Genomic DNA, 23,359 nt, shown 5'->3' on the forward strand with positions numbered 1-23,359 from the left:
ACTCAGCCTCAGCCCTTCTCTTTTGGTTGTTGGATTATACGTCTATAACCAACAGGAAAAGCATAGGATGACGGCTAAAGGAAAGCTGTACGTTTAACGCGGTACGCCTTAAGTTAAAGAAGTACTGTCTTGTTTTTTACGTACGGCGTATGGCGGGTAACGTATAGCTGTCTGTTACATGGATTGCCGCGTCGCTGCGCTCCTCGCAATGACGGCTAAAGGAAAGCTATTCGTTTAACGCTGTACGCTATACGTTAGAAAACACTGGTTTGGTTTTCACGTACAGCGTATAGCGGGTAACGTACCGCTGTCTGTTATATGGATTGCCGCGTCGCTGCGCTCCTCGCAATGACGGCTTAGGGAAAGTAATACGTTTAACGCGGTACGCCTTAAGTTAAAGCAAACGCTGTCTTGTTTTTTACGTACGGCGTATGGCGAGCAACGTATTGCCGCGTCGCGTACTCCTCGCAATGACGACTAAAGGGTTATTTTTTCGGCATGTTTAATAGCGATTCTATGCTGCCTACGGCACCTAATACGCTGCTGGCTTCAAAAGGTAAGAAAATGCGGTCACCTTCTTTACCAATTTCTGGCAGGGTTTTTAAGTACTCTAGCCCCAGTAAATAGCCAATCATTAATTGTGGGTCTAATTGCTCGTTGGCCGCTGATAGCACTTCGTCTATGGCTTTACGTTGGCCTTCTGCCATTAAAATGGCGGCTTCTTTGCTGCCCTCTGCCACTAAAATGCTGGAGCGTTTTTCACCTTCGGCTTTGGCAATGGCAGCTTCTCGCTCACCACTGGCACGCAGTACTAATGCACGGCGCTCGCGCTCTGCCGCCATTTGTTTGCGCATGGCGTCTTCCACTTCTGCTGGAATAATAATGTCTTGAATTTCAACTCGGGTGACTTTAACACCCCATTTATTGCCGGCTTCATCCATTACCACTTGCAGTTTGTCATTAATCTCTTGGCGAGACTCAAACAGCTTATCTAGCTCCATTTTACCCATTTCGGAACGCAATGAGGTTTTAGCTAAAATCTCGATGGCTTGAATAAGGTTTTCGGTTTGATACACGGCTCGCTCAGGATCAATCACCTGAAAGTACAAGGCGCCGTTAACATTAACGCTGACGTTATCTGCGGTCACCACAGATTGACCAGGAAAGTCGAGCACGGTTTCGCGTCTATCTATACGGGTTTCTTCTTGTACGATGGCGACATTTTCGCCACGTATAGCACGATAACGACGCACTTTAATGGAACGGGGTTTATCAATAATGGGGATGATCCAGTTAACCCCAGGGCTTAAAGTTTTGTTATAACTCCCTAAACGTTCAATAACGACGGCCTCTGATTGCTGCACTATCATTAGCCCTTTGGCAACAAACACCACCACGACTACCGTTAATATCACTGCAATTATGAATGTTATATCCATTAATAAAATCTCCTTGTTAGGCAATAATAGCGGTGATGCCATCAAAGCGTAATATTTTAACTTGGCTGCCAACGGTTAGCTTGGCCCCAGATTGACTGCGCACCATAAACAAGTCGGCTTCTAGTTTAAGCCGATAATCCCCTGACTCTAGCTGCACAATTTCACCGTATTGTTGCCCCTCTCCGGCTAAAAAGCTGGTGCGTTTTGAAGGTGCGTAACGGCGAAATAGGTATTTAAGCACTGGGGCTAATATGAGTGCGCTGATCGCAAAAATAAACCACTGTGCGCTAAGGCCAATATTAAGCCAAGCAGCCGCCATGGTGATCAAGGCGGCTAAGCCAAGGGCGAAGGCGATAAAGCCAGTGCCCGTTAACTCTAATAACAAGAGTACTAAGGCGGCAATTAGCCAGCCATGCCATGCAAGCAAAGTCGCTCTCCTAAGGTAAACGTATATCGCTCAACCATAACACTCAAAGGCGGCGCGGGCTAACCTTGATGCTTGTCGTGTTATAGCTCGCTTTGTGGCTTGGCAAGCTTAAATAATTCAAAGAAGTTGGCTGTGGTTTGCGCCGAGACTTCTTCTACGGTGAGACCTTTTAGCTTGGCAATAAACTCTGCCACCGTACGGGTATAGGCAGGTTCATTTTCTTCACCCCGAAACGGCACAGGCGCAAGCCATGGGGAGTCAGTTTCTACTAGTAAGCGCTCTAGCGGCAAGGCTTTAACCACTTCGCGCAGTGCTTTAGCGCTGTTAAAGGTAATAATGCCAGAGATAGAAATATAAAACCCAAGCTCTATCGCCGCTTCAGCCATCTCTAATGACTCTGTAAAGCAATGTAATACCCCACCCACTTTATCGGCGCCGCCTTCACGTAAAATATCTAAGGTATCTTGCTGGGCATTACGGGTATGAATGATCAGTGGTTTATTCAGTGCCACCGCCGCTGCTACATGCTGCTTAAAGGAGCGACGCTGTAATTCAGCAGATTCAGGGGCATAAAAATAATCAAGCCCGGTTTCGCCAATGGCAACCACAGAAGGATCGGCCGCCAACTGATGTAATAATTGTGGATCGTTAGGCTCATCGCCTTGATGCAAAGGATGCACCCCACAAGAGGCAAATACCTGTGGATAGGGCTTAATCGCTGCCAACATATCAGGAAAAGTAGCAAGCCCCACACTCACACAAAGCATGTGATTAACACCGCGGTTCGCCGCTTTTTGTATGGCCTCGGCCATATCTTGGTGCTTGATGCCGTATTCAAGTTTGTCTAGGTGGCAATGAGAGTCAACCAGCAAAACTGTCTCCTTTATTTATCGATAAATAATGCTAAACCGCATGTAATTCGCGCTTAGTGAGTAATAAACGTACTTTGCCAGGTAATTCACAGACAGCGCACTCTGCTTTTAAGTGATATTAGTGAGCCATTGTGTGAGCTGTAACCCCGCATTGACAGGCCGCCCCACTGTGGGTTGTAAACAGCGGCGCCATTGCATTAATTCATCTAGTATTCGCGTGAGTTTAGCAGCCCCTAACTGGCTCATATCACGACATACAGCTTCACTGTCAACTAAACGCAAGTGCGCCGTTGACAGGCCCAATGATAATTGTAAAGCGTCTTGCAATAGCAGTTGCAACCACACAATGTGCACCGAATGTGCTAATAATCCCGAGTGTACGGCATTCAATAACTGAGGCTCTCGCCTTAGCTGCGCGCACTGTTGTAGTAATTCACGCCGGCGCTTATCAATGCCTTCAGATAAATAATCACGGGTATTGAGCGGCGACCCCTGATTAACATTGAGGGCAGTAATATTAGTGGCGGCACTGGCGGTGGCCACGCCCTGCTCAGTCAACCAATTCAATACCAAATTAGGATCTGGCACGGGTATCAGCCATGGCTGGCACCGGCTATGAATAGTGGGTAACAAGCGTTCAGGCTGAGAGCTAATGAGCAGTATACTTGACTGCCCCGCCGGCTCTTCTAAGGTTTTTAATAGCGCATTCGCCGCCGCTTCGGTCATTTTCTCGGCTTGTTCAATGACTGCCACTTTGCCATGACCTAGCTGCGCACTGTCACTGAGTACTTGAGTAAGCTGGCGTATAGTATCGACACTAATGCTACGCTGGTCGGTACGAATAAGGTGCAGATCAGGGTGGCTGCCAGCGGTGACTAATTGACAGCTATGACAGTGACCACAAGGCACAGATTTATCGGTTACCTTGTCACTAGCACGACCTTTAGTATGTTGGCATAATAAAGCGTTTGCTATATGGTAACCAAGCTCACGCTTACCAAGACCATCGATGCCCTTTAACAACAGCGCATGGCCCAATTGCTGCTCTGCAATCAGGTGAGTTAATTGCGCGACGGTTTGCGTTAACCAAGGGTACACAGACGACGCTCCAAACAGGCTAAAACTGACGCTTTTACCTCTACCTCAGTTTGGCTGGCATCTATTATCTCACAGTCTGGATTGTTGTTAGCTAAGGCTAAATAACCGGCACGGGTACGCTCAAAAAAGCTCAACTGCTCTTGCTCAATGCGGTCTAATTCACCGCGAACTCGCGCCCGTGCTAAGCCTTGAGCAGGATCAATATCAAGGTACAGCACTAAATTAGGTGTGAAATCGCCTAACACTGCCTGCTTAATTTGGCGAATAAGGGCTAAATCAATACCTCGCCCTCCGCCTTGGTAAGCCAAAGACGACCAGTCGTGCCTGTCGCCCACCACCCAAGTGTTTGCCGCTAATGCCGGTTGAATGCACCCTTTCACTAACTGAACCCGTGCCGCATACATAAGAAGCAACTCTGCTTCCATGGTTAAAGGCTCGTCATGCACCTCTTTAACCAAACCGCGCATTTTTTCTGCCAAGGGGGTCCCCCCAGGCTCTCGAGTGCGCAATACAGTCAGCCCCTTACGCTCAAGCCAGTCAGCTACATGCCCTTGCACCGTACTTTTCCCGGCACCTTCGAGCCCTTCAATGACAATAAATTGGCTCATTTACTTTACCTTTTTAAAATATAACGACGCACGGCATTGTTATGTTCGCGCAGTGACTTTGAAAAATAATGACGCCCACCTTCTCCGGTGGCCACAAAATAATAATATTTGCTATCTAGTGGTTGCAAGGCCGCTGTAATGGCTTCTTTGCTGGGCATCGCAATAGGGCCTGGGGGTAAACCATCAATCATATAGGTGTTATAAGCGGTGTGCGTTTGTAAGTCTTTTTTACGAATATTACCGTCATAGTCATCTCCCATGCCATAAATAACGGTGGGATCTGTTTGCAAGCGCATATTGGCCCGCAATCGATTAACAAACACAGAGGCGATTAACGGGCGCTCATCCGCCACACCTGACTCTTTTTCAATAATAGAGGCTAAAATAAGCGCTTCAAATGGCGTTTTTATCGGTAGGTCTGGACGGCGTTTCTCCCACGCATCGGCTAAAAACTGTTCCATTTCATGGTGAGCACGTTGCAAAATAGATAAGTCAGTGTCACCGGGAGTATAACTATAGGTTTCTGGGAGTAATAAACCTTCTAGCTTATCCTCTTTTATGCCCAGTTGTTCGGCAATATCAGCCTCAGTTGCCTCATTTAAGGTCACTTTCACATGTTCTGCTTGGGCTAACTTTTGCTGCCAATCACTAATACGTAAGCCTTCAACTAAGGTCACCTGTAAGCGATACACATCCCCCTCCACCATCGTCATTAACGCGTCACGCAGTGACGTATGCTGATCAAGCTGGTAGGTGCCTTGTCGCACAGCAGTCAGCTCAGGGTGAAAACGCAGCCACACTTTACGAGTAAGTGCAGGCACAGGATCATCAGCAAGACGATTAATTAAATGAAAAGTTGTTTCACCGCGCTTAACCACAAATAAAGAGGCTTCATCTGGCTGGGCAATGGTCATTTCTTCTAACGCTTGCCACTGGGTAAAGCCATAAAATGCGATGCCCGCTATGGCAAGTACCGCTAATAAAAATAATCGCGCCAACCATTTAATGAGTGTTTTCATAAACCTGCTGTAATTCCTGTGTGATAATCGGTGTGCCCGGTATATGTTGAGCACCAATAGCAATAACGGGGACTATGCCCATAAGTGCGTTAGTTAACCAAACTTCATCGGCGGCTAGCAAGCGCGCCAATGGCGCGTGAGTAACAGTTAAACGTGCGCCTAAATAATGCTGACACCAAGCTCGTAGTGTGCCGCAAACACCCGCACTGCTCAGCGAGGGGGTAAAAATACGCTCTCCCTCTCGCCAAAACACATTCGCAGTAACACCTTCAATGACATTACCTGCGCTATCCAGCACTAATGCTTCGGGCCATTGTTGAACATCCAGCTCGGCTTTTAATAACACTTGTTCAAGGCGGTTCACGGTTTTTAAGCCGGCCAATAGAGGGCTACTTCCTAAACGCCCTTGGCAAACACCCAAGGCAATACCCTGCTGGCGCCATTGATAGTAATGTTCAGGAAACGGCACACAGTTTAACACGAGTGCAGGTGCACCACAGCCTGTCATGCTATAGCCTCGCCCCCCAACGCCTCTCACCAGTGTAATGCGCAACACCTGATCGCTTTCAGGCTGAATGGCGGCATTAGCCAGCGCATACAAGGTACTTTCATTAGGCATAACCATCTGCAAACGCTGGCAGGCTTGTTTGAGTCGAGCGACATGGTAAGGCCAATTAATAAGCTGCCCTTGGTAGGCATGCAGCGTACTAAAATGCCCATCCCCTAACTGCCAAGCTCGGCTTAGCGCCGCGACTAACTCGCAATCTTTGGCTTCTTTATATACCCCAGTGCTGTCGCTAATAAAAATATGCATCTTGCCCCCATAAAAAAGCCCGGCACAAAGGCCGGGCTTGGGATTGGCCAATAGGCCATTATATGCGCTTAAAAATCAATGAGCCATTAGTGCCACCAAACCCGAAGGAGTTGGATAATGCATATTCAAATTGACCTTTTTTAGCCGTATGAGGGACTAAATCTAAATCACACTCATCATCTGGTTCATCCAAGTTAATGGTGGGCGGTGCAATTTGGTCACGCAGTGCCAACACACTAAAAATCGCCTCTATGGCACCAGCAGCACCCAATAAATGACCAGTCATCGATTTAGTAGAGCTCACCATTAGATGTTGTGCATGCTCACCAAATACTAACTTAACGCCTCGTAGCTCGGCCACATCCCCCAAAGGAGTAGAAGTGCCATGGGCGTTGACATAACCAATCGCGGATGCAGCAATATCTGCATCATTAATGGCATTGGTCATTGATTTAGCCGCACCACTGCCATCGGCAGGCGGCGCTGTCATGTGGTGTGCATCACCACTCATACCAAAGCCCACTAGCTCGGCATAAATAGTGGCGCCACGGGCTTTGGCATGCTCATACTCTTCAAGCATCATTACGCCTGCACCGTCGCCCAGCACAAAACCGTCACGGCCCTTGTCCCAAGGACGACTGGCTTTTTGTGGCTCATCATTGCGTGTAGACAATGCACGTGCCGCTGAAAAGCCGCCCATCCCCATAGTGGTGGACGCTTTTTCGGTGCCGCCGGCAAGCATGGCATCGGCATCACCGTAAGCAATCATGCGGGCCGCAATACCAATGCTGTGTGTACCTGTAGTACAAGCAGTGGTTGCTGCAATATTAGGGCCGCGTAAGCCACTCATAATAGATAAGTGTCCAGATACCATATTGATGATGGTAGAGGGAACAAAAAACGGGCTTAATTTACGCGGTCCGCTGGCCAGAAGATTAGTGTGATTGTGCTCAATTAAGCCCAACCCGCCAATACCTGAACCAATCGAAACACCAACGCGATCGGCATTAGTGTCATTAATCTCTAGGCCTGAATCAGCCATGGCTTGCAAACCTGCAGCCACCCCGTACTGGATAAAGAGATCCATCTTACGGGCTTCTTTTTTAGCGATACCATGATCTTCGGGAACGAAGTCCTTGACCAGGCCTGCGAATTTAGTGCCGTATTCGGTAGTATCAAAGTGCTCAATATTGCTAATGCCACTTTGGCCTGCTAGCACAGCCTGCCAGCTGGCATTAACGGTGTTACCAACAGGTGAGAGCATACCGAGACCTGTCACTACGACTCTGCGTTTGGACACAGGAACGTCTCCGAAAGGGTTAGTATAAGAAAAATGCCGAAGTGGCGAATGGCCACTTCGGCACAGGTTTATTACTCTTGGTTAGCGTTGATGTAATCAACAGCCGCTTTAACGGTGGTGATTTTTTCAGCTTCTTCATCAGGAATTTCAGTATCGAATTCTTCTTCCAAAGCCATTACTAACTCAACGGTGTCCAAAGAGTCTGCACCTAAGTCATCTACGAAAGAAGCTTCAGATTTAACTTCTTCTTCTTTAACACCCAGTTGCTCAATGATGATTTTTTTTACACGTTCTTCAATATTGCTCATGACCAGTATTATCCTTTAGAAATACGCTAGTGCGTGTCGTTGCGGTAGTGTATTAAAATAACCGTGGTTTGCAAGACTATTTAACGCTGGTCAAACCAGAAAAAACACCTAATATGCGGAATTTTCCATCAAACAGTCTGCAACTGCGGAGATTTTCATCACACCATGTACATGCCACCATTTACGTGCAGCGTTTCGCCTGTAATATAACTTGCTTCATCTGAGGCTAAAAAAGCCACAGCAGAGGCAATTTCTTTGGGATCACCCAAACGTTGTGCCGGCACCTGCGACAAGATACCTTCCCTTTGCTCTTCATTCAATGCGCGTGTCATGTCAGTTTCAATGAACCCAGGTGACACCACATTAACAGTAATGCCACGAGACGCCACTTCACGCCCCAGTGACTTACTAAACCCAATTAAACCGGCTTTAGCCGCGGCGTAGTTCGCTTGGCCACCATTACCCATGGTGCCCACTACCGAGCCGATAGTCACAATACGACCGTGACGCTTTTTCATCATGGCGCGTAATACTGCTTTAGAGACACGAAATACCGAGGTCAAGTTAGTATCAATAATATCTTGCCACTCATCTTCTTTCATACGCATTAACAGATTATCGCGGGTAATACCGGCATTATTCACCAGCACATCAATATCACCATAACGCTCTTTAATGGTCTTTAGCAGCTGCTCTAGTGAGCTGGCATCTGTGACGTTTAATACTAAGCCGGTGCCATTATCACCCAAGTATTCGCTAATGGCGTTTGCGCCCTTTTCGCTGGTTGCCGTGCCCACCACAGTGGCACCACGGCTAACAAAAAGCTCAGCGGTTGCGCGGCCAATACCTCGGCTAGCACCTGTTACCAGTACAACTTTACCGGAAAAACTCATTAAGACTCCTTCAGTGATAGCAAAAGCTGGCATATTGCATCACCACACCCTTTAGGTGTCCATTGTGCACTTTGCCAGCTCTTATTAAAATTGTGTGTATTATGCTTTAACGTTCAATGCTTGCACTGCTGCGAGTGCTTCTTGCACACTGGCCGCGTCATTAACTGCCTGACCGGTAACGCGTTTATCTATGCGTTTAGCCAAACCAGACAACACTTTACCCGGGCCCATTTCAAGGGATAACGTTACGCCTTTGGTGACCAAGGTTTCTACCGTTTCTGTCCAACGTACTGGGCTATAAAGCTGGCGTACTAAAGCGTCTTTAATGGCACGCGCACACGTCTCTTGCTTTACATCAACGTTATTAATCACCGGTATAGTGGGCTCATTAAAGGTCATACTAGAAAGCGTTTGCTCAAGCTGCTCGGCGGCACTACGCATTAAGGCGCAGTGCGACGGTACGCTTACCGGCAATGGCAAGGCACGCTTAGCGCCGCTTTCTTTCATTAGCACATTGGCACGCTCTACCGCCGCTTTATTACCGGCAATAACAACCTGCCCGGGCGAGTTAAAGTTAACAGCAGATACTACTTCGTCTTGTTGCGCTTTAGCACAGTTAGCAATAATGGCATCGTTGTCTAGCCCAATAATCGCCGACATCGCCCCGGTACCTTCGGGCACGGCTTCTTGCATTAACTGACCACGCAGCTCAACCAGCTTCACCGCATCGCTTAAGCTTAATACGCCAGCACACACCAGCGCCGAATACTCACCTAAACTGTGGCCTGCCATCACTGCGGGTTGTTCACCGCCTTCTTGCTGCCATAAACGCCAAATAGCCACTGATGCCGTTAATAAAGCAGGTTGAGTCCGCCATGTTTTATTTAACTCGTCTGCCGGTCCGTTAAGCACTAACTCAGCAAGATCATACCCCAAGGCGGTAGATGCCTCAGCAAAGGTCTCTTTTACGCTGTTATGTTCCGCTAATAACTCCGCAAGCATACCCACGGTTTGAGATCCCTGACCGGGAAAGGTAATGGCAAATGTCATTGTTTGTCCTTTTTAAAAGCGTCCTGGGTTTACACCAGACTCGGGCTTAAAAGCGCACTAGGGCTGAGCCCCATGCAAAACCACCACCAAAAGCTTCGAGCAATACCAAATGGCCTCGCTGAATACGACCATCACGTACCCCTTCATCAAAAGCGATAGGCACACTGGCCGCCGACGTGTTGCCATGTCGGTCTAGTGTTAGGATGACACTGTCAAGTGACATGCCTAACTTACGCGCGGTGGCATTAATAATACGGTAATTTGCCTGATGAGGGACCAACCAGTCCAGCTCAGATTTATCTATATTGTTAGCTTCTAAGGTCTGGGTCACAATTTCGCTTAAACGCGACACCGCAACCTTGAATACATCGTTGCCTTTCATGCTCATATACGCATTCATGTCGGCATCGTTATTGCTGCGTTGACTATGAGGTAACTTCAGCATGTCGCCATATCGACCATCAGCATGTAAATGCGTCGACAAAATACCCAGCTCTTCGCTGGCGCCCAGTATCACAGCACCGGCACCGTCACCAAATAAAATCACAGTGCCACGATCTGTAGGATCGCACGCTCTCGACAACGCATCCGCCCCAATCACTAAAATGTGACGCGCTTGGCCACTTTTAATAAATTGATCAGCCACACTCAAGGCATAGCTAAATCCGGCACAGGCCGCAGACAAGTCAAAAGCCGCAATGCCAGGAATTTCCAGCAGTGCTTGTACTTGGCAGGCCGCTGCCGGAAAGGCATTTTCGCTACTAGTGGTGGCTAGTACTATCATGTCAAGTTCAAGCGCACTCATTCCTGCAGCTTCCAAGGCGCGGAGTGCCGCTTGGTGCGACATGCTGGCGATGGTTTCATCGGCATTGGCAATACGGCGCTCACGAATACCGGTGCGCTCAACTATCCAACTATCGCTGGTGTCTACCATTTTCTCTAAATCGGCATTAGTACGTACCGCTGATGGCAGGTAGCTGCCGGTTCCCAATATTTTACTGTTCATAGGCATTATCTTAGGTGGCTGTCCTGTAAGGCAGTATCAAAACGGTGCGCGATGCTCGCAGGCAAATTGTATTCTATTTGACCTACAGCCTGTAAGATCGCATTTAAAAAGGCGGATGAGCCGGCACTGCCATGGCTTTTTACCACACTGGCGCGTAATCCTATCAGACTTGCACCGTTATACTGGTCGGGGTTCAGATGAGAGAGGCGTTTTTTTAAACAAAACGTTAAGAACTTGCTTAAAAAACCACTTCTTCTACGTTGGCTCAGCAGTAGTTTGGCTACTCCTTCGCTGGTCTTTAGGGCGACGTTACCCACAAATCCATCACACACAATAACGTCGGCTCGACCCAAAAATAACTCATTGCCTTCAATGTAGCCGCTATAGTCTAACTCAGTATGTTCACGCAAACGTAATCCGGCTTGGCGCACGGCCTCATTACCTTTACTAGCCTCAGCGCCTACATTCAGTAACGCAATACGCGGGTGTGCAATCCCTAAGGTGTGTTGTGCGGTTTGTTCACCCATTAAGGCAAACTGTACTAACTGTTCGGCATTGCAGCTAATATTAGCCCCCACGTCCAGCAATAAAGCATAACCTCCTCCAACTTGAGGCAATCGCGTTATTAAGGCGGGTCTGTCTACTCCGGGTAAGGTGCTGAGTGTTTTGATGGCCATAGCCATTAGCGCGCCTGTGTTACCGCCACTCACGCAGGCACAAGCACGCCCTAATGCCAAAGCATCAAGCGCATTGCGCATAGAAGAGTCGGTTAGATGGCGCAGGGCATAAGCGGCTTTATCATCATTGCCCACCTGCTGACTGCAATATTGAACCTGCACACGCGGGTGTTGATCTAATTGAAAACGAGATAACCAAGGGGCAAGTTCGTCTTCTAGACCAAACAAGAGCAAATTGAGATCAGGCAGAAGCGACAGCGCCTGCACGGCGGCAGGCACTGTTATAGGAGGGCCATAATCGCCCCCCATCATATCTAACGCAACAATTAGCTGCGACAAAGGATATTACTTATTAATAACCTTTACACCACGGTAAAAGCCATCAGCAGTTACGTGGTGACGACGGTGCAATTCACCGGTCGTTTTGTCTACAGACAACTGTGCTGTTGTCAATGAATCGTGTCCACGGCGGCTGCCACGAACGGCACGAGATACTTTACTCTTTTGTACGGCCATTTGACTTCACTCCTAAATCGGTTACTTACGTTTTAATTCTTCCAAAATCGCAAAAGGATTCGGACGTTCTTCCACGGTGGGTAGCTTACCAAAACTTTGGTCAAATTGACCCTCAGAACATTGCTCATTTTCATGAGTCGGTATCTGGGGAATGCTAAGAATGAGTTCATCCTCAATCAATTCAACTAAGCTGACTTCACCAGCCTCATCCACTTCTATAATGTCGTAGTCTTCCGGCAATTCTGGCACCGATGCATTTGCACGCAACGGCGTATATGTAAATTCGGATTCTACAGTGGTATCAAACAGCTCATTACATCTTTGGCACTGGAGCAACACATGAGCTCGGGTAGACCCCGAGACAATACGTAGCCCTTGGGCATCGGTACCAAAGTCTAGAGACACGTCGATATCACCATGGATACCTTGAGTTGACTCCGCTAATCTGGGCATTAGATGTGCGCCATACTCGCCTTGATATTTAAGACGATTTTGCGCGCAGCGAGCGGGATCAACCTTATTGGGCAACTTTACCTTTTCCATAAGGCGCGCATATTATAGAGACACAGCATTATAGTCAAAGAAAAACACACTTATATCGATAAATAACCCAAACAAGGTTGGCACCCCTCTGTTCCCAGCATGAAGCTGCTATACTGCTGGCTCCCATTAATGATTGATACTGCCCTATTATGCCCACGCTTATTCTTGCCTCTTCATCCATATACCGCCAACAATTATTACAAAAGCTAGGGTTAACGTTTCACTCTATTAGCCCTAATATTAACGAACAGCCCCTACCGTTAGAAACCGCCCCCAAGCTGGTACTGCGCTTAGCAGAGCAAAAAGCCTATGCGGTGGCAGCAGATGAACCCCAAGCCATCATTATTGGCTCAGATCAAGTGTGCGTAAGTCAAGGGCAGATCCTTGGCAAACCTGGCACGTTAGCCAAGGCCAAAGCCCAGTTATTAGCCGCCAGCGGCCAAACCCTCACCTTTTATACAGGGCTGGCGGTGTATGATGCCGCCCAACAACAGATGCACTCAATGGTGGAGCCTTTTTCCGTCACCTTTCGTCACTTAAATGAGGCCCAAGTTGATCGCTATCTGGCACAAGAGCCCGCCCTTGACTGTGCCGGCGCCTTTAAATGTGAAGGCTTAGGCATCAGTTTATTTGAGCGCATGGATGGCCGCGACCCTAACAGCTTGGTCGGCTTGCCGTTAATCGCCCTAGTCGATCTATTAGGTCAATGTGGGATCGCCGTGCCTTAACAGCGTTCACGCTTAAATAAGTCAAGGGGGATGTTTTTTCGTACCGCGGTTAGCGTAAAGCGTACCGCTTTACCAATGATTAGATCCACTTTGTTAGCTCGCGAATATCATCAATTAAAGCCACCGGAGTATGTTGGCATAACCTAGCAACATCGTGCACGCCATAGGTCACACCTATGCAGTCCATGCCGATCGCGTTCGCCATCGCCAAGTCATAGCTGGAATCCCCCACCATCACCGCATCTGCGGGGGTGAGTTTAAGCTCAGTTAATATTTGCTCAAGCATCAGAGGATTAGGCTTAGATAATGCCTGGTCGGCACCACGTAAGGCATGAAAATACTCACCCAGTTGGGTACTGGTTAAAACCGCATCTAACCCTGCGCGGTACTTTCCTGTGGCGACGGCTAATTGGTAACCGCCTTGGTGCAAGCTTGTTATTAACTCCCCAGCCCCTGCAAATAACGGCGTTGGTGTGCTGTTAAGCTCCATATAATGACAGCGATAAGTTGTTAACAGCAGTTGCGCTTGCTGCTCACTAAGAGCACCAAATAAAATAGGAAAGGCTTTATGTAAGCTTAAACCAATAATATCGCGCACCGCGGCAGCCGTAGGCACAGTTAACTGACAGTCTCGTGCGGCGGCTTCCATACAGGAGACGATGCGGGCAACCGAATCCATTAGGGTGCCATCCCAGTCAAAAATAATCAGACGATACTTCATACCTACCTCATTTTAGTGAGTAATTTTTGTAGCGATGGCTCTAACGGCGCCTCTACTACCATCTGCTCTTCTCGGCCTGGGTGAAAAAAGCGTAAACGACACGCATGTAAAAACAAGCGCTTAAGGCCCAAACGGCGCATTTGTTCATCAAACTGTTCATCACCATAACGATTATCGCCAGCAATCGGGTGCCCTGCATGCAAGGTATGTACGCGAATTTGATGGGTGCGCCCGGTAATAGGGCTGCACTCCATTAGGGTGGCGCTACTAAAGGTTTGCAGTATCTTAAATCGCGTTTCTGAAGGTTTACCCTCTTTGGTGTCAACCTTAACTGTGCGCTCCCCCGAGGGCAGTTCATATTTTCTTAGTGGGGCTTTAACCGCCTTTTGATTAGCTTGCCACTGACCTTGAACTAACGCCAAATAGTATTTATTCATGGTTTTTTCACGCAGCTGCTCATGCAAGTTACGTAACATGCTGCGTTTTTTCGCCACTAATAATAGTCCAGAGGTATCTCTGTCTAAACGATGTGCCAATTCTAAAAATCGCGCCTGAGGCCGTAAGGTGCGCAATCCTTCAATTAAGCCAAAGCTTAATCCACTGCCACCGTGCACCGCCATGCCAGAGGGTTTATTGATCACTATTAATGCATCGTCTTCATAAACAATAGCCGACTCTAGTGACTGCACTTCTTGTTGTTTATTGGCAGGCACTGAATGATCTCGCTCTGCTACTCGCACCGGCGGCACCCGAACAATATCTCCCACCCGCAATTTATATTCTGGTTTAATGCGCTTTTTGTTAACTCTTACCTCGCCTTTGCGCACAATTCGATAAATCAGGCTTTTGGGAACGCCTTTAAGCTGAGTTCGTAAATAATTATCTATGCGCTGCCCTTCATACTCAGCCTCTATGGTGAGCAGTCGCACGCTGTGGTGTAGTTCTGTTTTCATAGTCAATATTCTATCATTAGTCGATGAAATAGGATGCAAAAAAGGCGCCTTGCTAAGGTTACCGTTAAAGTGTGATAATAACCTAGATTTTCGTGTTTTCCCCAAATGGGAAAACACTCCAGAATACCCCTAACTATCCGTTTTATTCGCGACCTTTGGGCTCTCCCTTACGCGAAAGACACCTGAATAAGCGCCTCAAGCGTACCCAGCCGGGAGGCTGTATTCGTTACGCTAACAGACTCGAGGCCGGTGTCCGTCGGAATAACACGGCGAAATTAGGGACATACCAACACTGTAAAAACAGTAAAAACTTATAAAAAGAGTCATTAATGAAAAGAATGCTAATTAACGCCACTCAAGAAGAAGAGTTGCGCGTTGCCCTAGTAGACGGGCAAAAGCTCTACGATTTAGATATTGAAAGCCCTGGGCACGAACAAAAAAAAGCCAATATCTACAAGGGCAAAATTACCCGTGTAGAACCCAGCCTTGAAGCCGCCTTTGTTGATTATGGTGCTGATCGTCATGGTTTTTTGCCCTTAAAAGAAATTGCCCGCAACTACTTCCCTGCCGGTTATACCTATCAAGGCCGCCCCAATATCAAAGAGGTGGTTAAAGAAGGTCAAGAAGTTATCGTACAAATAGATAAAGAAGAGCGAGGTAATAAAGGCGCCGCGTTAACTACCTTTATCAGTTTGGCAGGCTCGTACTTGGTATTAATGCCTAATAACCCGCGTGCTGGCGGTATTTCGCGCCGCATTGAAGGTGACGAGCGTACCGAGCTAAAACAAGCGCTGTCTCAACTTGACTTGCCCGACGGCATGGGTCTAATTGTGCGTACTGCAGGTGTGGGTAAATCGGCTGAAGAGCTAGAGTGGGATTTACATGTATTGCAAACGCACTGGTCTGCCATTCAAGAAGCGGCCGAAGGCGGCACAGCTCCCTTTTTAATCCACCAAGAAAGTAACGTGATTGTACGTGCTATTCGCGATTATTTGCGCCGCGATATTGGTGAAATTTTAATTGATAACCCTGTAGTTTTTGAACGCGCTCAAAAGCACATTGAACTGGTACGCCCCGATTTTGTGAGCCGCGTTAAGCTCTACGAAGGCGATGTGCCTATGTTTAGCCACTTTCAAATTGAAAGCCAAATAGAGTCGGCTTTTCAACGCGAAGTGCGCCTCCCCTCTGGTGGCAGTATTGTTATTGACCCCACCGAGGCCCTCACCAGTATCGACATTAACTCTTCTCGTGCCACCAAAGGCGGCGACATTGAAGAAACTGCGCTACAAACTAACTTAGAAGCCGCAGATGAGATTGCTCGCCAATTACGCCTGCGCGACTTAGGTGGCTTGGTGGTAATCGACTTTATTGATATGACCCCCGTACGCCACCAGCGCGAAGTAGAAAATCGCGTACGCGATGCAGTACGCCAAGATCGTGCGCGCATTCAGCTAGGCCGCATCTCTCGCTTTGGCTTATTAGAAATGTCTCGCCAACGCTTGCGCCCTTCTTTGGGAGAGTCAAGCACGCACGTGTGTCCGCGTTGCTTAGGCCAAGGCACCATTCGTGATAATGAATCATTAGCACTGGCTATTTTGCGCCTAATTGAAGAAGAAGCGCTAAAAGATAATACCGGCCAAATTCATGGCCAAGTGCCGGTTGATGTTGCCGCTTACTTGCTAAACGAGAAGCGCCAAGCCATTGCCGATCTTGAGCAGCGCTATAGTGTTAGTATCTACATTATTCCCAACGAACAACTTGAAACCCCTCACTTTGAAGTGGCACGAGTACGCAGTGGCGATGAAGAAAGTGTAAGCAGCTTTCATTTAAAATCATCCGTCGATAAGCCCGCTTACACGCCACGCGATAGCAAAGCATCTTCTCGCAGCGAGCAGCCTGCCTTACAAGGTTTTACGGCGCCTACCACAAAAGAAGCGCCTACCGCTTCTGCCCCTGAGCAGGCTCCACCCGGATTACTCAACCGTATTATGTGCGCCGTTTCTAGCTGGTTTAAAGGCACCACTGAACCACAAGCAGCCACTACACCGCCTGTAACGCCTGAGCCCAAAGAGCGCCCAGCACGTAATAACGATCGTAATAACCGCACCAACAGCCGCAATAGCAACCGTAATAATGGTCGCACTAACGCCCGTCAGCAAAGCAATGCCAACGTTCGTAGTAATGGGCGTAATAATGAACGCAACGATCGCTCAAATGATCGCCCAGATAACCGTAAGCCACGGGATGAAGAGCGCTACAATAAAGCCCAAGCAACCCCTGAGAATAAATCTCAGCAAGCTTCTGATACCGACAATAAAAACGAGCGCCCTCGTCGCGACCGCCGCAAGCCTCGCCGTGAGAGCCCTCAGCAGCAAAGTGCTCAGCAACAAAGTGCTCAGCAGCAAAGTGCTCAGCAAAAAGATGCGCAACAGGCAACATCTACCGAAGCGCAGCACAACGAGCAAAAAGCACAAAACGTGGCCGAGCGTCGTCAGCGTCGTGAAATGCGCAAACAAGTTCGCGTAGATAATGATGGCAAGCCCGTTGAAGCAAACATTCAAAAGCCAGAGCCTAGTGCAGTAGAGGCCACAGCAGACACTGAGAAAACGTCTCAGCACAAGCGCAACCCTATGCCCAAGCGCAAGCGAATGAATGAAGATAATCGCCGCCGTCGCCGTGAAAACAGCATAGCAGCACTTATTGAGCGCGAAGGTGAAGAAAAATGGGTCGCATCTGCAGAAGAGCTGGCTGCACAAGAAGCCCAAGCTCAAGCCGCTAAAGCAGAACAGGCAGAACAGGCCCAACAAGCAAAGCAAGACGCCAAGCCAAAACTACAGGCTGAACCGGTAACACAACAGCAGGCACAGCCTATTACTGACGAAAAAGCTGCGCCACACGCAGAACCTGTAGCAAAACCACAGGCTGAACCACTAGCAGAGCAGCAGGCAAAGCCCGTTACTAACGAAAAAGCTGCGCCACAAGCAGAACCTGTAGCAAAACCACAGACTGAACCGGTAGCAGAGCAGCAGGCACAGCCCGTTACTGACGAAAAAGCTGCGCCACAAGCAGAACCTGTAGCAAAACCACAGGCTGAATCGCTAGCAGAGCAGCAGGCAAAGCCCGTTACTAACGAAAAAGCTGCGCCACAAGCAGAACCTGTAGCAAAACCACAGACTGAACCGGTAGCAGAGCAGCAGGCACAGCCCGTCACCGACGAAAAAGCTGCGCCACAAGCAGAACCTGTAGCAAAACCACAGGCTGAACCGGTAACAGAGCAGCAAGCTCCACCTGCAATAGAAAAAAAGGTGGTGCAAACAGCAACATCACCAGCCGCAGCAAGCACGGGGTTATATCAAGGTGCTAAACAGGCGTCTGCTCCCATGACTAAGCCAACTGTCGTTGAGCAGGCTCCCTACGTGAAGCCAGAATTCCCGCCCTTGTTGCGAGAAACAGTGACAAGCAGTGGCCGTCATGCTGGTAGCACAGCGGCTAAAAACACAGCTTCTGCCCCTATGACTAAACCCAGTAGCTATTAATTAGCAACCACCACAAAAAAGGCTCCTACGGGAGCCTTTTTTATATCAATCACGTTAAATATTCGTTCTATTTGAATGCTGTATCAAGAGGAAACAAAGTCACCTCCCACCACACACCTGATCAGTGAGTTTTCCTGATTGGTATTATTGATGACTATATTGCGCCAAAATGCCCGTACAAGCTGACTCGATTAAATCCAACACCTGCTCAAAGCCTTGCTCACCGCCGTAATAGGGATCTGGGACTTCTTGGGCGGCTTGTTGACTAAAACTCAGTAAGAGTCTCAGTTTGTGCTGATGTTCAGCTGGACACAATTGTTTTAGCTGGGTGAGGTTGCTGTTATCTGCGACAAGAATCAGATCAAACTGAGCAAAATCCGCTACTTGCACTTGGCGAGAATAAATACCACTAAAATCATAACCTCTGCGCTCCCCTGCTGCTCGCGACCGTGCGTCTGGCAAAGCGCCAGCATGCCCACCATAAGTACCTGCTGAGTCTACCTGTAAAGCAACACCCACTTTGGCTGCTTGCTGGCGTAACACAGCTTCTGCACTAGGTGAGCGGCAGATATTACCCAAACACACCATGAGCACCTTGGCTATCGGCTTACTTGTGTGGGATGTCTTGTGAGTACTTTTCATCAAACACCTTCCTAATACCAATCTTGAAAACTAGTTGATCCGGTTTTATGGCTTCTGTAGGGTCGATTTCAATCGACTAAAAACCATAGCAAGGCCTAAAGAGGTCGAATAAATTCGACCCTACGCTCGGGGTAGATTGGTACAAAAGCTGATCTTTGTGCCTCCACCGCTCAACGTAAAAATAGATCATATATTTACTTAGATTGGTATAATATCAAAGATCACAGATAAAAAAGAGCGCTAAGCGAGCAAGGCGTTATCAGCAAGCTCTTTAGCGCTCTTGTTACTAGAGTCCTAGTTTATCGAACAACCCGGGTAATTTATCACCGAGTTTGTCGCCTAACTTATCCCCTAATTTATCGCCGAGTTTACGCTTGGCTCGCTCTATTTCTTTATCAGCCTTTTCACTTAAATACACATCAAATAGCTGTTGTAGATCTAGGCTATATTCTGGGTCTTGATAAGAGCCACTGATACGTATCGGTAATAAAATATTTTTTAATTCGCTTAACTCTTCACCATCTTGCCCTTTCAGGCTGCCTACAATCGCCGTATTCATTAAGATATCGAGTGACTGGTCAAACAGGTCGGTTTCACCTTCACCGTCTATGCGTAACAAAGGAGAAGCCATGTGCAAGTTATCAGTACTAACAGTCCCTTTAGCAATCGCAAAATCGGCGGTCAGTGCACTAAAGTCAGTCTTTTCTACCTGGTCTTTCGCTGGTACAGGCAAGCCTTTTACCTTGGCATACGCACGGCGGATCAACGAAGCAATATTCACACCCTGCAAGGCGCCATCTGTTACTTTAATGCCCGCCGTGCCTTTTACGCTTTTTTTAATGGCTGCAGCAGTCAAGCCTGAACCAGTTAAGTTAAACGTTAAATCACCACGCCCTTCTAAATAATCTAAATCAGCGGCTGCATTAAGCAGTTCATGGGCATTAATACCTGTCAGAGTTTGCTTAACCCAAAAACGCGCAGGGTGACGAGTCACATCCAGCTCAGCTGTCGCATCAATCTGGCCTTCATATAATTGTGCTTGCACCGAGTTAAGCGTTACTTTGCCTTGATCAAGATAAATGTGAATATCAAGTTGCTCAAGCTCTATGCCACTGGCTTGTACTTTGTCGGCGGCCAACTCACCTTCTACTTTAATATTTTGCAAAAATGACATATCAGGCTCAGCAGAGGGAACAGCTGACGATAAGGTTGCCGGTGGTGCTGCATTTTGACTGACCGCCTCTTTGGCGTCTTGTGTGTTTTCTGTTACCGGCGTGGCGCGCCAATCTGCTTGTAGCGCATCAATATCAAGCAAATCGGTATGTAAGTTAAAAGACAATTCTGGTTGACCTTGGTGCGCCACGGCAAGCTCACCGCTCACCGCCAGTTCACCAATATCAAGGTCTACCTCTTTAAAGGTCGCCAATTTATTGTCTAAGTGATAAGACAAGTCACCTTGCAACGCAAACTGTTTATTACCCGGAATGGCACGACCTGTGGTGCCCACTAACAAGTCCAGATCATTTAACTGTATGCGATCTAGCTCTGGCGCCAGCCAAAATTGACCAGAGGCCTTAATATTGGCTTGAATATCATCGGTAAATAAATTACCCGACAGGCTTAACGGCACCGTATTACCAGGGGCAAAATCACTCAAAGTAAAATTAACACGATTTAACCGCGTCAACTTAGCGCTCATATCATTTTGAATGATCACTTCAGCATCGGCTACTTTCACTCCTGCCAAGCTCACTTGCATCGACGAATGAGTCGATTCTGTCGCAGGCTGGGTGTCGGTTTTCGTCCCGTCTGGGGTGGTTTCCGGCGTCTCGGTATTATTCCCTGACTCAGCGAGCAGTTCTCGCAAGTCATCAATGTTTGTTACGCCATCGGCACGAGTAATTAAGTGCAGTCGCGCATTAGCCAGCACCGCCTCACCAACGTCTAGCTTATTATCAAACAATGGCTTAAGGGCAACATCGAGGCTAATCTCGCCCACCGACAAAGTATTCCCTTCTGTAAAACCTGGGGGATTAAGCAAGGATGCGTCTTTTACAGTAAAGCCGACAGAGGGAAAGAAGCGCCAGCTTAAATCACCATTAATTACTAATGCTCGGCCTGTTTTCTCTCTCGTTTGCTCTATTAATACTCGTTTAACACGTTCGGTATCAATCACTTGGGTTAATACAACCAACGCCAATACCAGCAGTAACACTAAGCCGCCAATACCGTAAAATAACTTTTTCATTATGTTAATCCCGTGTGTCCGTAACACTTAGTCTTGGTTAATGCGGCTCGCGTCAGCCCCTTGTTGCGCTTTATATTTGGCGTTAGCACGACTCATATAAGGACGCTCTGCAGAGCCAGACATGGTTTCAAAGTTAAGGGCACCAATCACCATGTGGGGCCGCAATGCTAAGGGCAATTTGCCGCCATTATAAAACTCCAGCACAATGCGCCCAGACCAGCCCGGATCAATACGGTGCGCAGTGGCGTGCACCATTAACCCCAGTCGTGCTAGCGAAGAGCGACCGTCTAACCAGCCCACTATATTATCAGGCAAGGTAATAGACTCCAGTGTCACAGCCAGTGCTAATTCGCCTGGATGTAGAAAAAAAGCGTCACCATCTGCAATAAATATTTCATCGCTCATCACCCGCTCAATGGCATCTGACACCTCGGCTTTAGGCCCACTTAAATCGATATAGGGCGCACTGTGTGCCTGAAAGACTCGAAACTCATTGCCCAGTAATACATCGACCGTCACACCACTTATTCGCTCCGGATCTGGCTCGGGGCTAATATGAATAATACCGTCGGCCAAATAGCGCTTAATATCGCGGTCACAAAGACGCATTACAACTTCCTCATTTAAAATAAATAGCGCTGCTACGCCATTCTCTTACTATCAACAACAAGGCCTTATGGCCATAGCAGCTATGATTAAACCGCTCGAGTATACAAACGAGTAGGCACTGCGTTACCACTAAAGTACACACCACTGGCAATACGCGCCGCCATGGTTAAATACAAGTGAGACAAGTCACCCTCAGGTTCGGCCACCAAGGTCGGGGTCCCCTTATCCATTTGTCGGCCAATGTCGGCATCTAATGGCAACTGACCAATTAATGGCACCTGATGCTCTTGTGAAGCACGCAAGCCCCCACCTTCACCAAATAACGCCTCTTGATGGCCGCACTGGCGACACTGGTGATAACTCATATTCTCAATCACACCCACCACCGGAATATTCACTTTACGGAACATACTAATACCTTTAACGGCATCCGCGAGTGCGACGTTTTGTGGCGTAGTAACGACAATCGCCGCTGTAGTGGGCACATCTTGGGCCATGGTCAGCTGAATATCCCCTGTGCCTGGCGGTAAGTCGACAATTAAATAGTCTAAGTCACCCCAGCGGGTTTCCCGCAAGATTTGCGCTAACGCCTTACTGGCCATAGGGCCACGCCATACGGTGGCATCCCCCTCTTTAACAAGAAAACCAATACTGTTGGCCACAATGCCATGGGCACTAATGGGCGACATGGTTTTGCCATCATCACTGGCGGGCTTTTCTTTGGGCACACCTAACATCATCGGAATAGAGGGGCCATATACGTCCGCATCTAATACGCCTACTCGCGCCCCTAGACGGCTTAACGCCAGTGCTAAGTTAACCGAGGTAGTTGATTTGCCCACCCCGCCTTTACCCGACGACACCGCAATAATGTTACGCACGCCCGCCACACTCTGAGACTCTCCGGCCGCTGCCAAGGTGGCAACATCGTGGCTTAATTGCCACTCCACGGTTTGTGCTCCGCTTAAGGTACAAAGCTGCTCATCAAGCTGGCGCAAGCTTGCCTCAAGCTGATAGTCAACAAAGGGCAGCACCAGCTTAATCGCTAATGTGCTGTCTGTGAGGGTGACTCCTCGTACAAAACCAGCGCTAACCGGATCGCGCGCCCAATTTGCAGGCACAAACTGGCTTAATGCCGTCATAATCTGTTCATTATTCATGCTGTTACCCCAGAGTGAAGATGCCACACACTCTACCAAAAAGGCTGCGGTGGCGTAAGCCATAACATGCACAGCACAGCCGGAACTCACCAATAAATAGCGCCATAGCCCACACTTTGATTCATTCGCCCAAGATAGCGTCACCAAAACGCACAACATATCCGCTTTAGCCGTGAAAAAGTCGGCAAAGTG

General features: G+C 48.1%; 23 protein-coding genes. 2 read left to right on the plus strand and 21 right to left on the minus strand.

Features of this window, described 5'->3' with window-relative positions; all coding sequences use genetic code 11:
• Positions 1-485 precede the first annotated feature (485 nt).
• The 15 genes from ACTHY5_RS02785 to yceD form a co-directional block, all read right to left on the minus strand.
• Positions 486-1,439: an SPFH domain-containing protein gene (locus ACTHY5_RS02785; RefSeq protein ID WP_441876045.1), complete on the minus strand. Its 954-nt coding sequence runs from the start codon at positions 1,437-1,439 to the stop codon at positions 486-488.
• Positions 1,440-1,455: 16 nt separating this feature from the next.
• Positions 1,456-1,866, minus strand: coding sequence for an NfeD family protein (locus tag ACTHY5_RS02790; protein ID WP_441876048.1), 411 nt, complete (start codon positions 1,864-1,866; stop codon positions 1,456-1,458).
• Between the two features lie 80 nt (positions 1,867-1,946).
• Positions 1,947-2,738, minus strand: coding sequence for a TatD family hydrolase (locus tag ACTHY5_RS02795; RefSeq protein ID WP_441876051.1), 792 nt, complete (start codon positions 2,736-2,738; stop codon positions 1,947-1,949).
• A 108-nt stretch (positions 2,739-2,846) separates the two neighbouring features.
• Complete coding sequence (gene holB / locus ACTHY5_RS02800; protein ID WP_441876054.1) at positions 2,847-3,836, minus strand: DNA polymerase III subunit delta'; 990 nt, start codon at positions 3,834-3,836, stop codon at positions 2,847-2,849.
• Positions 3,821-4,444 carry a dTMP kinase gene (gene tmk / locus ACTHY5_RS02805; protein ID WP_441876057.1) on the minus strand — a complete coding sequence of 208 codons (624 nt, stop codon included), beginning with the start codon at positions 4,442-4,444 and terminating at the stop codon, positions 3,821-3,823. The genes holB and tmk overlap by 16 nt, the downstream gene beginning before the upstream one ends.
• Positions 4,445-4,449: 5 nt before the next feature.
• Complete coding sequence (gene mltG / locus ACTHY5_RS02810; RefSeq protein ID WP_441876060.1) at positions 4,450-5,463, minus strand: endolytic transglycosylase MltG; 1,014 nt, start codon at positions 5,461-5,463, stop codon at positions 4,450-4,452.
• Positions 5,447-6,277, minus strand: coding sequence for an aminodeoxychorismate lyase (gene pabC / locus ACTHY5_RS02815; RefSeq protein WP_441876063.1), 831 nt, complete (start codon positions 6,275-6,277; stop codon positions 5,447-5,449). Before pabC ends, mltG begins: the two co-directional genes overlap by 17 nt.
• 58 nt (positions 6,278-6,335) lie before the next feature.
• Positions 6,336-7,577 (minus strand): beta-ketoacyl-ACP synthase II, encoded by a 1,242-nt coding sequence (gene fabF / locus ACTHY5_RS02820; protein ID WP_441876065.1) that lies wholly within the window; start codon positions 7,575-7,577, stop codon positions 6,336-6,338.
• 71 nt (positions 7,578-7,648) lie between these two features.
• Complete coding sequence (gene acpP / locus ACTHY5_RS02825) at positions 7,649-7,885, minus strand: acyl carrier protein (RefSeq protein ID WP_086963052.1); 237 nt, start codon at positions 7,883-7,885, stop codon at positions 7,649-7,651.
• Positions 7,886-8,043: 158 nt separating this feature from the next.
• Complete coding sequence (fabG, locus tag ACTHY5_RS02830) at positions 8,044-8,778, minus strand: 3-oxoacyl-ACP reductase FabG (protein WP_441876067.1); 735 nt, start codon at positions 8,776-8,778, stop codon at positions 8,044-8,046.
• Between the two features lie 99 nt (positions 8,779-8,877).
• Positions 8,878-9,828: an ACP S-malonyltransferase gene (fabD, locus tag ACTHY5_RS02835; protein WP_441876070.1), complete on the minus strand. Its 951-nt coding sequence runs from the start codon at positions 9,826-9,828 to the stop codon at positions 8,878-8,880.
• A gap of 46 nt (positions 9,829-9,874) precedes the next feature.
• Positions 9,875-10,834 carry a beta-ketoacyl-ACP synthase III gene (locus ACTHY5_RS02840; protein ID WP_441876072.1) on the minus strand — a complete coding sequence of 320 codons (960 nt, stop codon included), beginning with the start codon at positions 10,832-10,834 and terminating at the stop codon, positions 9,875-9,877.
• Positions 10,835-10,839: 5 nt separating this feature from the next.
• Entirely contained in the window at positions 10,840-11,850 is a 1,011-nt protein-coding gene (gene plsX / locus ACTHY5_RS02845) for a phosphate acyltransferase PlsX (protein WP_441876075.1), read from the minus strand.
• A 6-nt stretch (positions 11,851-11,856) separates the two neighbouring features.
• Entirely contained in the window at positions 11,857-12,027 is a 171-nt protein-coding gene (gene rpmF / locus ACTHY5_RS02850; protein ID WP_441876077.1) for a 50S ribosomal protein L32, read from the minus strand.
• Positions 12,028-12,048: 21 nt separating this feature from the next.
• Positions 12,049-12,570 carry a 23S rRNA accumulation protein YceD gene (gene yceD / locus ACTHY5_RS02855; RefSeq protein WP_441876080.1) on the minus strand — a complete coding sequence of 174 codons (522 nt, stop codon included), beginning with the start codon at positions 12,568-12,570 and terminating at the stop codon, positions 12,049-12,051.
• A 149-nt stretch (positions 12,571-12,719) separates the two neighbouring features.
• On the opposite strand from yceD, the gene ACTHY5_RS02860 reads away from it, so the two are divergent.
• A complete protein-coding gene (locus ACTHY5_RS02860; RefSeq protein WP_441876083.1) occupies positions 12,720-13,298 on the plus strand; it encodes a Maf family protein in 579 nt (192 codons plus the stop codon).
• A 79-nt stretch (positions 13,299-13,377) separates the two neighbouring features.
• On the opposite strand, the gene ACTHY5_RS02865 is transcribed toward ACTHY5_RS02860, so the two are convergent.
• Together ACTHY5_RS02865 and rluC are read right to left on the minus strand one after the other, a co-directional pair.
• Positions 13,378-14,019, minus strand: a complete 642-nt coding sequence (locus ACTHY5_RS02865) for an HAD family hydrolase (protein WP_441876086.1) — start codon at positions 14,017-14,019, stop codon at positions 13,378-13,380.
• A 2-nt stretch (positions 14,020-14,021) separates the two neighbouring features.
• Positions 14,022-14,972 (minus strand): 23S rRNA pseudouridine(955/2504/2580) synthase RluC, encoded by a 951-nt coding sequence (gene rluC / locus ACTHY5_RS02870; RefSeq protein ID WP_441876089.1) that lies wholly within the window; start codon positions 14,970-14,972, stop codon positions 14,022-14,024.
• Between the two features lie 329 nt (positions 14,973-15,301).
• Here rluC and rne point away from each other — a divergent pair, with 329 nt between their 5' ends.
• The gene (gene rne / locus ACTHY5_RS02875) at positions 15,302-18,508 is read left to right on the plus strand and encodes a ribonuclease E (RefSeq protein WP_441876092.1); all 3,207 of its coding nucleotides are present in this window, start codon (positions 15,302-15,304) and stop codon (positions 18,506-18,508) included.
• A gap of 144 nt (positions 18,509-18,652) precedes the next feature.
• Here the strand turns inward: rne and ACTHY5_RS02880 are convergent, their stop codons facing one another.
• The 4 genes from ACTHY5_RS02880 to apbC all read right to left on the minus strand — a co-directional run bounded on the left by ACTHY5_RS02880 (position 18,653) and on the right by apbC (position 23,167).
• Positions 18,653-19,150, minus strand: coding sequence for a low molecular weight protein-tyrosine-phosphatase (locus ACTHY5_RS02880; protein WP_441876095.1), 498 nt, complete (start codon positions 19,148-19,150; stop codon positions 18,653-18,655).
• Between the two features lie 286 nt (positions 19,151-19,436).
• Positions 19,437-21,398, minus strand: a complete 1,962-nt coding sequence (locus tag ACTHY5_RS02885; RefSeq protein WP_441876098.1) for an AsmA family protein — start codon at positions 21,396-21,398, stop codon at positions 19,437-19,439.
• 27 nt (positions 21,399-21,425) lie between these two features.
• Positions 21,426-22,007 (minus strand): dCTP deaminase, encoded by a 582-nt coding sequence (gene dcd, locus ACTHY5_RS02890; RefSeq protein ID WP_441876101.1) that lies wholly within the window; start codon positions 22,005-22,007, stop codon positions 21,426-21,428.
• 86 nt (positions 22,008-22,093) lie between these two features.
• Positions 22,094-23,167 carry an iron-sulfur cluster carrier protein ApbC gene (gene apbC / locus ACTHY5_RS02895; RefSeq protein ID WP_441876104.1) on the minus strand — a complete coding sequence of 358 codons (1,074 nt, stop codon included), beginning with the start codon at positions 23,165-23,167 and terminating at the stop codon, positions 22,094-22,096.
• Positions 23,168-23,359: the final 192 nt, after the last annotated feature.

Origin of the sequence: Oceanisphaera sp., from assembly GCF_052084945.1 — a bacterium.
Taxonomy (GTDB): Bacteria; Pseudomonadota; Gammaproteobacteria; order Enterobacterales; family Aeromonadaceae; genus Oceanimonas.

Bases quoted from the DNA above. Each gene is read 5' to 3' on its own strand.
- rpmF (WP_441876077.1), bottom strand. From the start codon at position 12,027: ATGGCCGTACAAAAGAGTAAAGTATCTCGTGCCGTTCGTGGCAGCCGC.
- rluC (WP_441876089.1), bottom strand. From the start codon at position 14,972: ATGAAAACAGAACTACACCACAGCGTGCGACTGCTCACCATAGAGGCT.
- ACTHY5_RS02860 (WP_441876083.1), top strand. From the start codon at position 12,720: ATGCCCACGCTTATTCTTGCCTCTTCATCCATATACCGCCAACAATTA.
- ACTHY5_RS02880 (WP_441876095.1), bottom strand. From the start codon at position 19,150: ATGAAAAGTACTCACAAGACATCCCACACAAGTAAGCCGATAGCCAAG.
- fabG (WP_441876067.1), bottom strand. From the start codon at position 8,778: ATGAGTTTTTCCGGTAAAGTTGTACTGGTAACAGGTGCTAGCCGAGGT.
- mltG (WP_441876060.1), bottom strand. From the start codon at position 5,463: ATGAAAACACTCATTAAATGGTTGGCGCGATTATTTTTATTAGCGGTA.
- pabC (WP_441876063.1), bottom strand. From the start codon at position 6,277: ATGCATATTTTTATTAGCGACAGCACTGGGGTATATAAAGAAGCCAAA.
- dcd (WP_441876101.1), bottom strand. From the start codon at position 22,007: ATGCGTCTTTGTGACCGCGATATTAAGCGCTATTTGGCCGACGGTATT.
- fabD (WP_441876070.1), bottom strand. From the start codon at position 9,828: ATGACATTTGCCATTACCTTTCCCGGTCAGGGATCTCAAACCGTGGGT.
- ACTHY5_RS02865 (WP_441876086.1), bottom strand. From the start codon at position 14,019: ATGAAGTATCGTCTGATTATTTTTGACTGGGATGGCACCCTAATGGAT.
- ACTHY5_RS02885 (WP_441876098.1), bottom strand. From the start codon at position 21,398: ATGAAAAAGTTATTTTACGGTATTGGCGGCTTAGTGTTACTGCTGGTA.
- tmk (WP_441876057.1), bottom strand. From the start codon at position 4,444: ATGAGCCAATTTATTGTCATTGAAGGGCTCGAAGGTGCCGGGAAAAGT.
- rne (WP_441876092.1), top strand. From the start codon at position 15,302: ATGAAAAGAATGCTAATTAACGCCACTCAAGAAGAAGAGTTGCGCGTT.
- yceD (WP_441876080.1), bottom strand. From the start codon at position 12,570: ATGGAAAAGGTAAAGTTGCCCAATAAGGTTGATCCCGCTCGCTGCGCG.
- apbC (WP_441876104.1), bottom strand. From the start codon at position 23,167: ATGAATAATGAACAGATTATGACGGCATTAAGCCAGTTTGTGCCTGCA.
- acpP (WP_086963052.1), bottom strand. From the start codon at position 7,885: ATGAGCAATATTGAAGAACGTGTAAAAAAAATCATCATTGAGCAACTG.
- ACTHY5_RS02840 (WP_441876072.1), bottom strand. From the start codon at position 10,834: ATGAACAGTAAAATATTGGGAACCGGCAGCTACCTGCCATCAGCGGTA.
- ACTHY5_RS02785 (WP_441876045.1), bottom strand. From the start codon at position 1,439: ATGGATATAACATTCATAATTGCAGTGATATTAACGGTAGTCGTGGTG.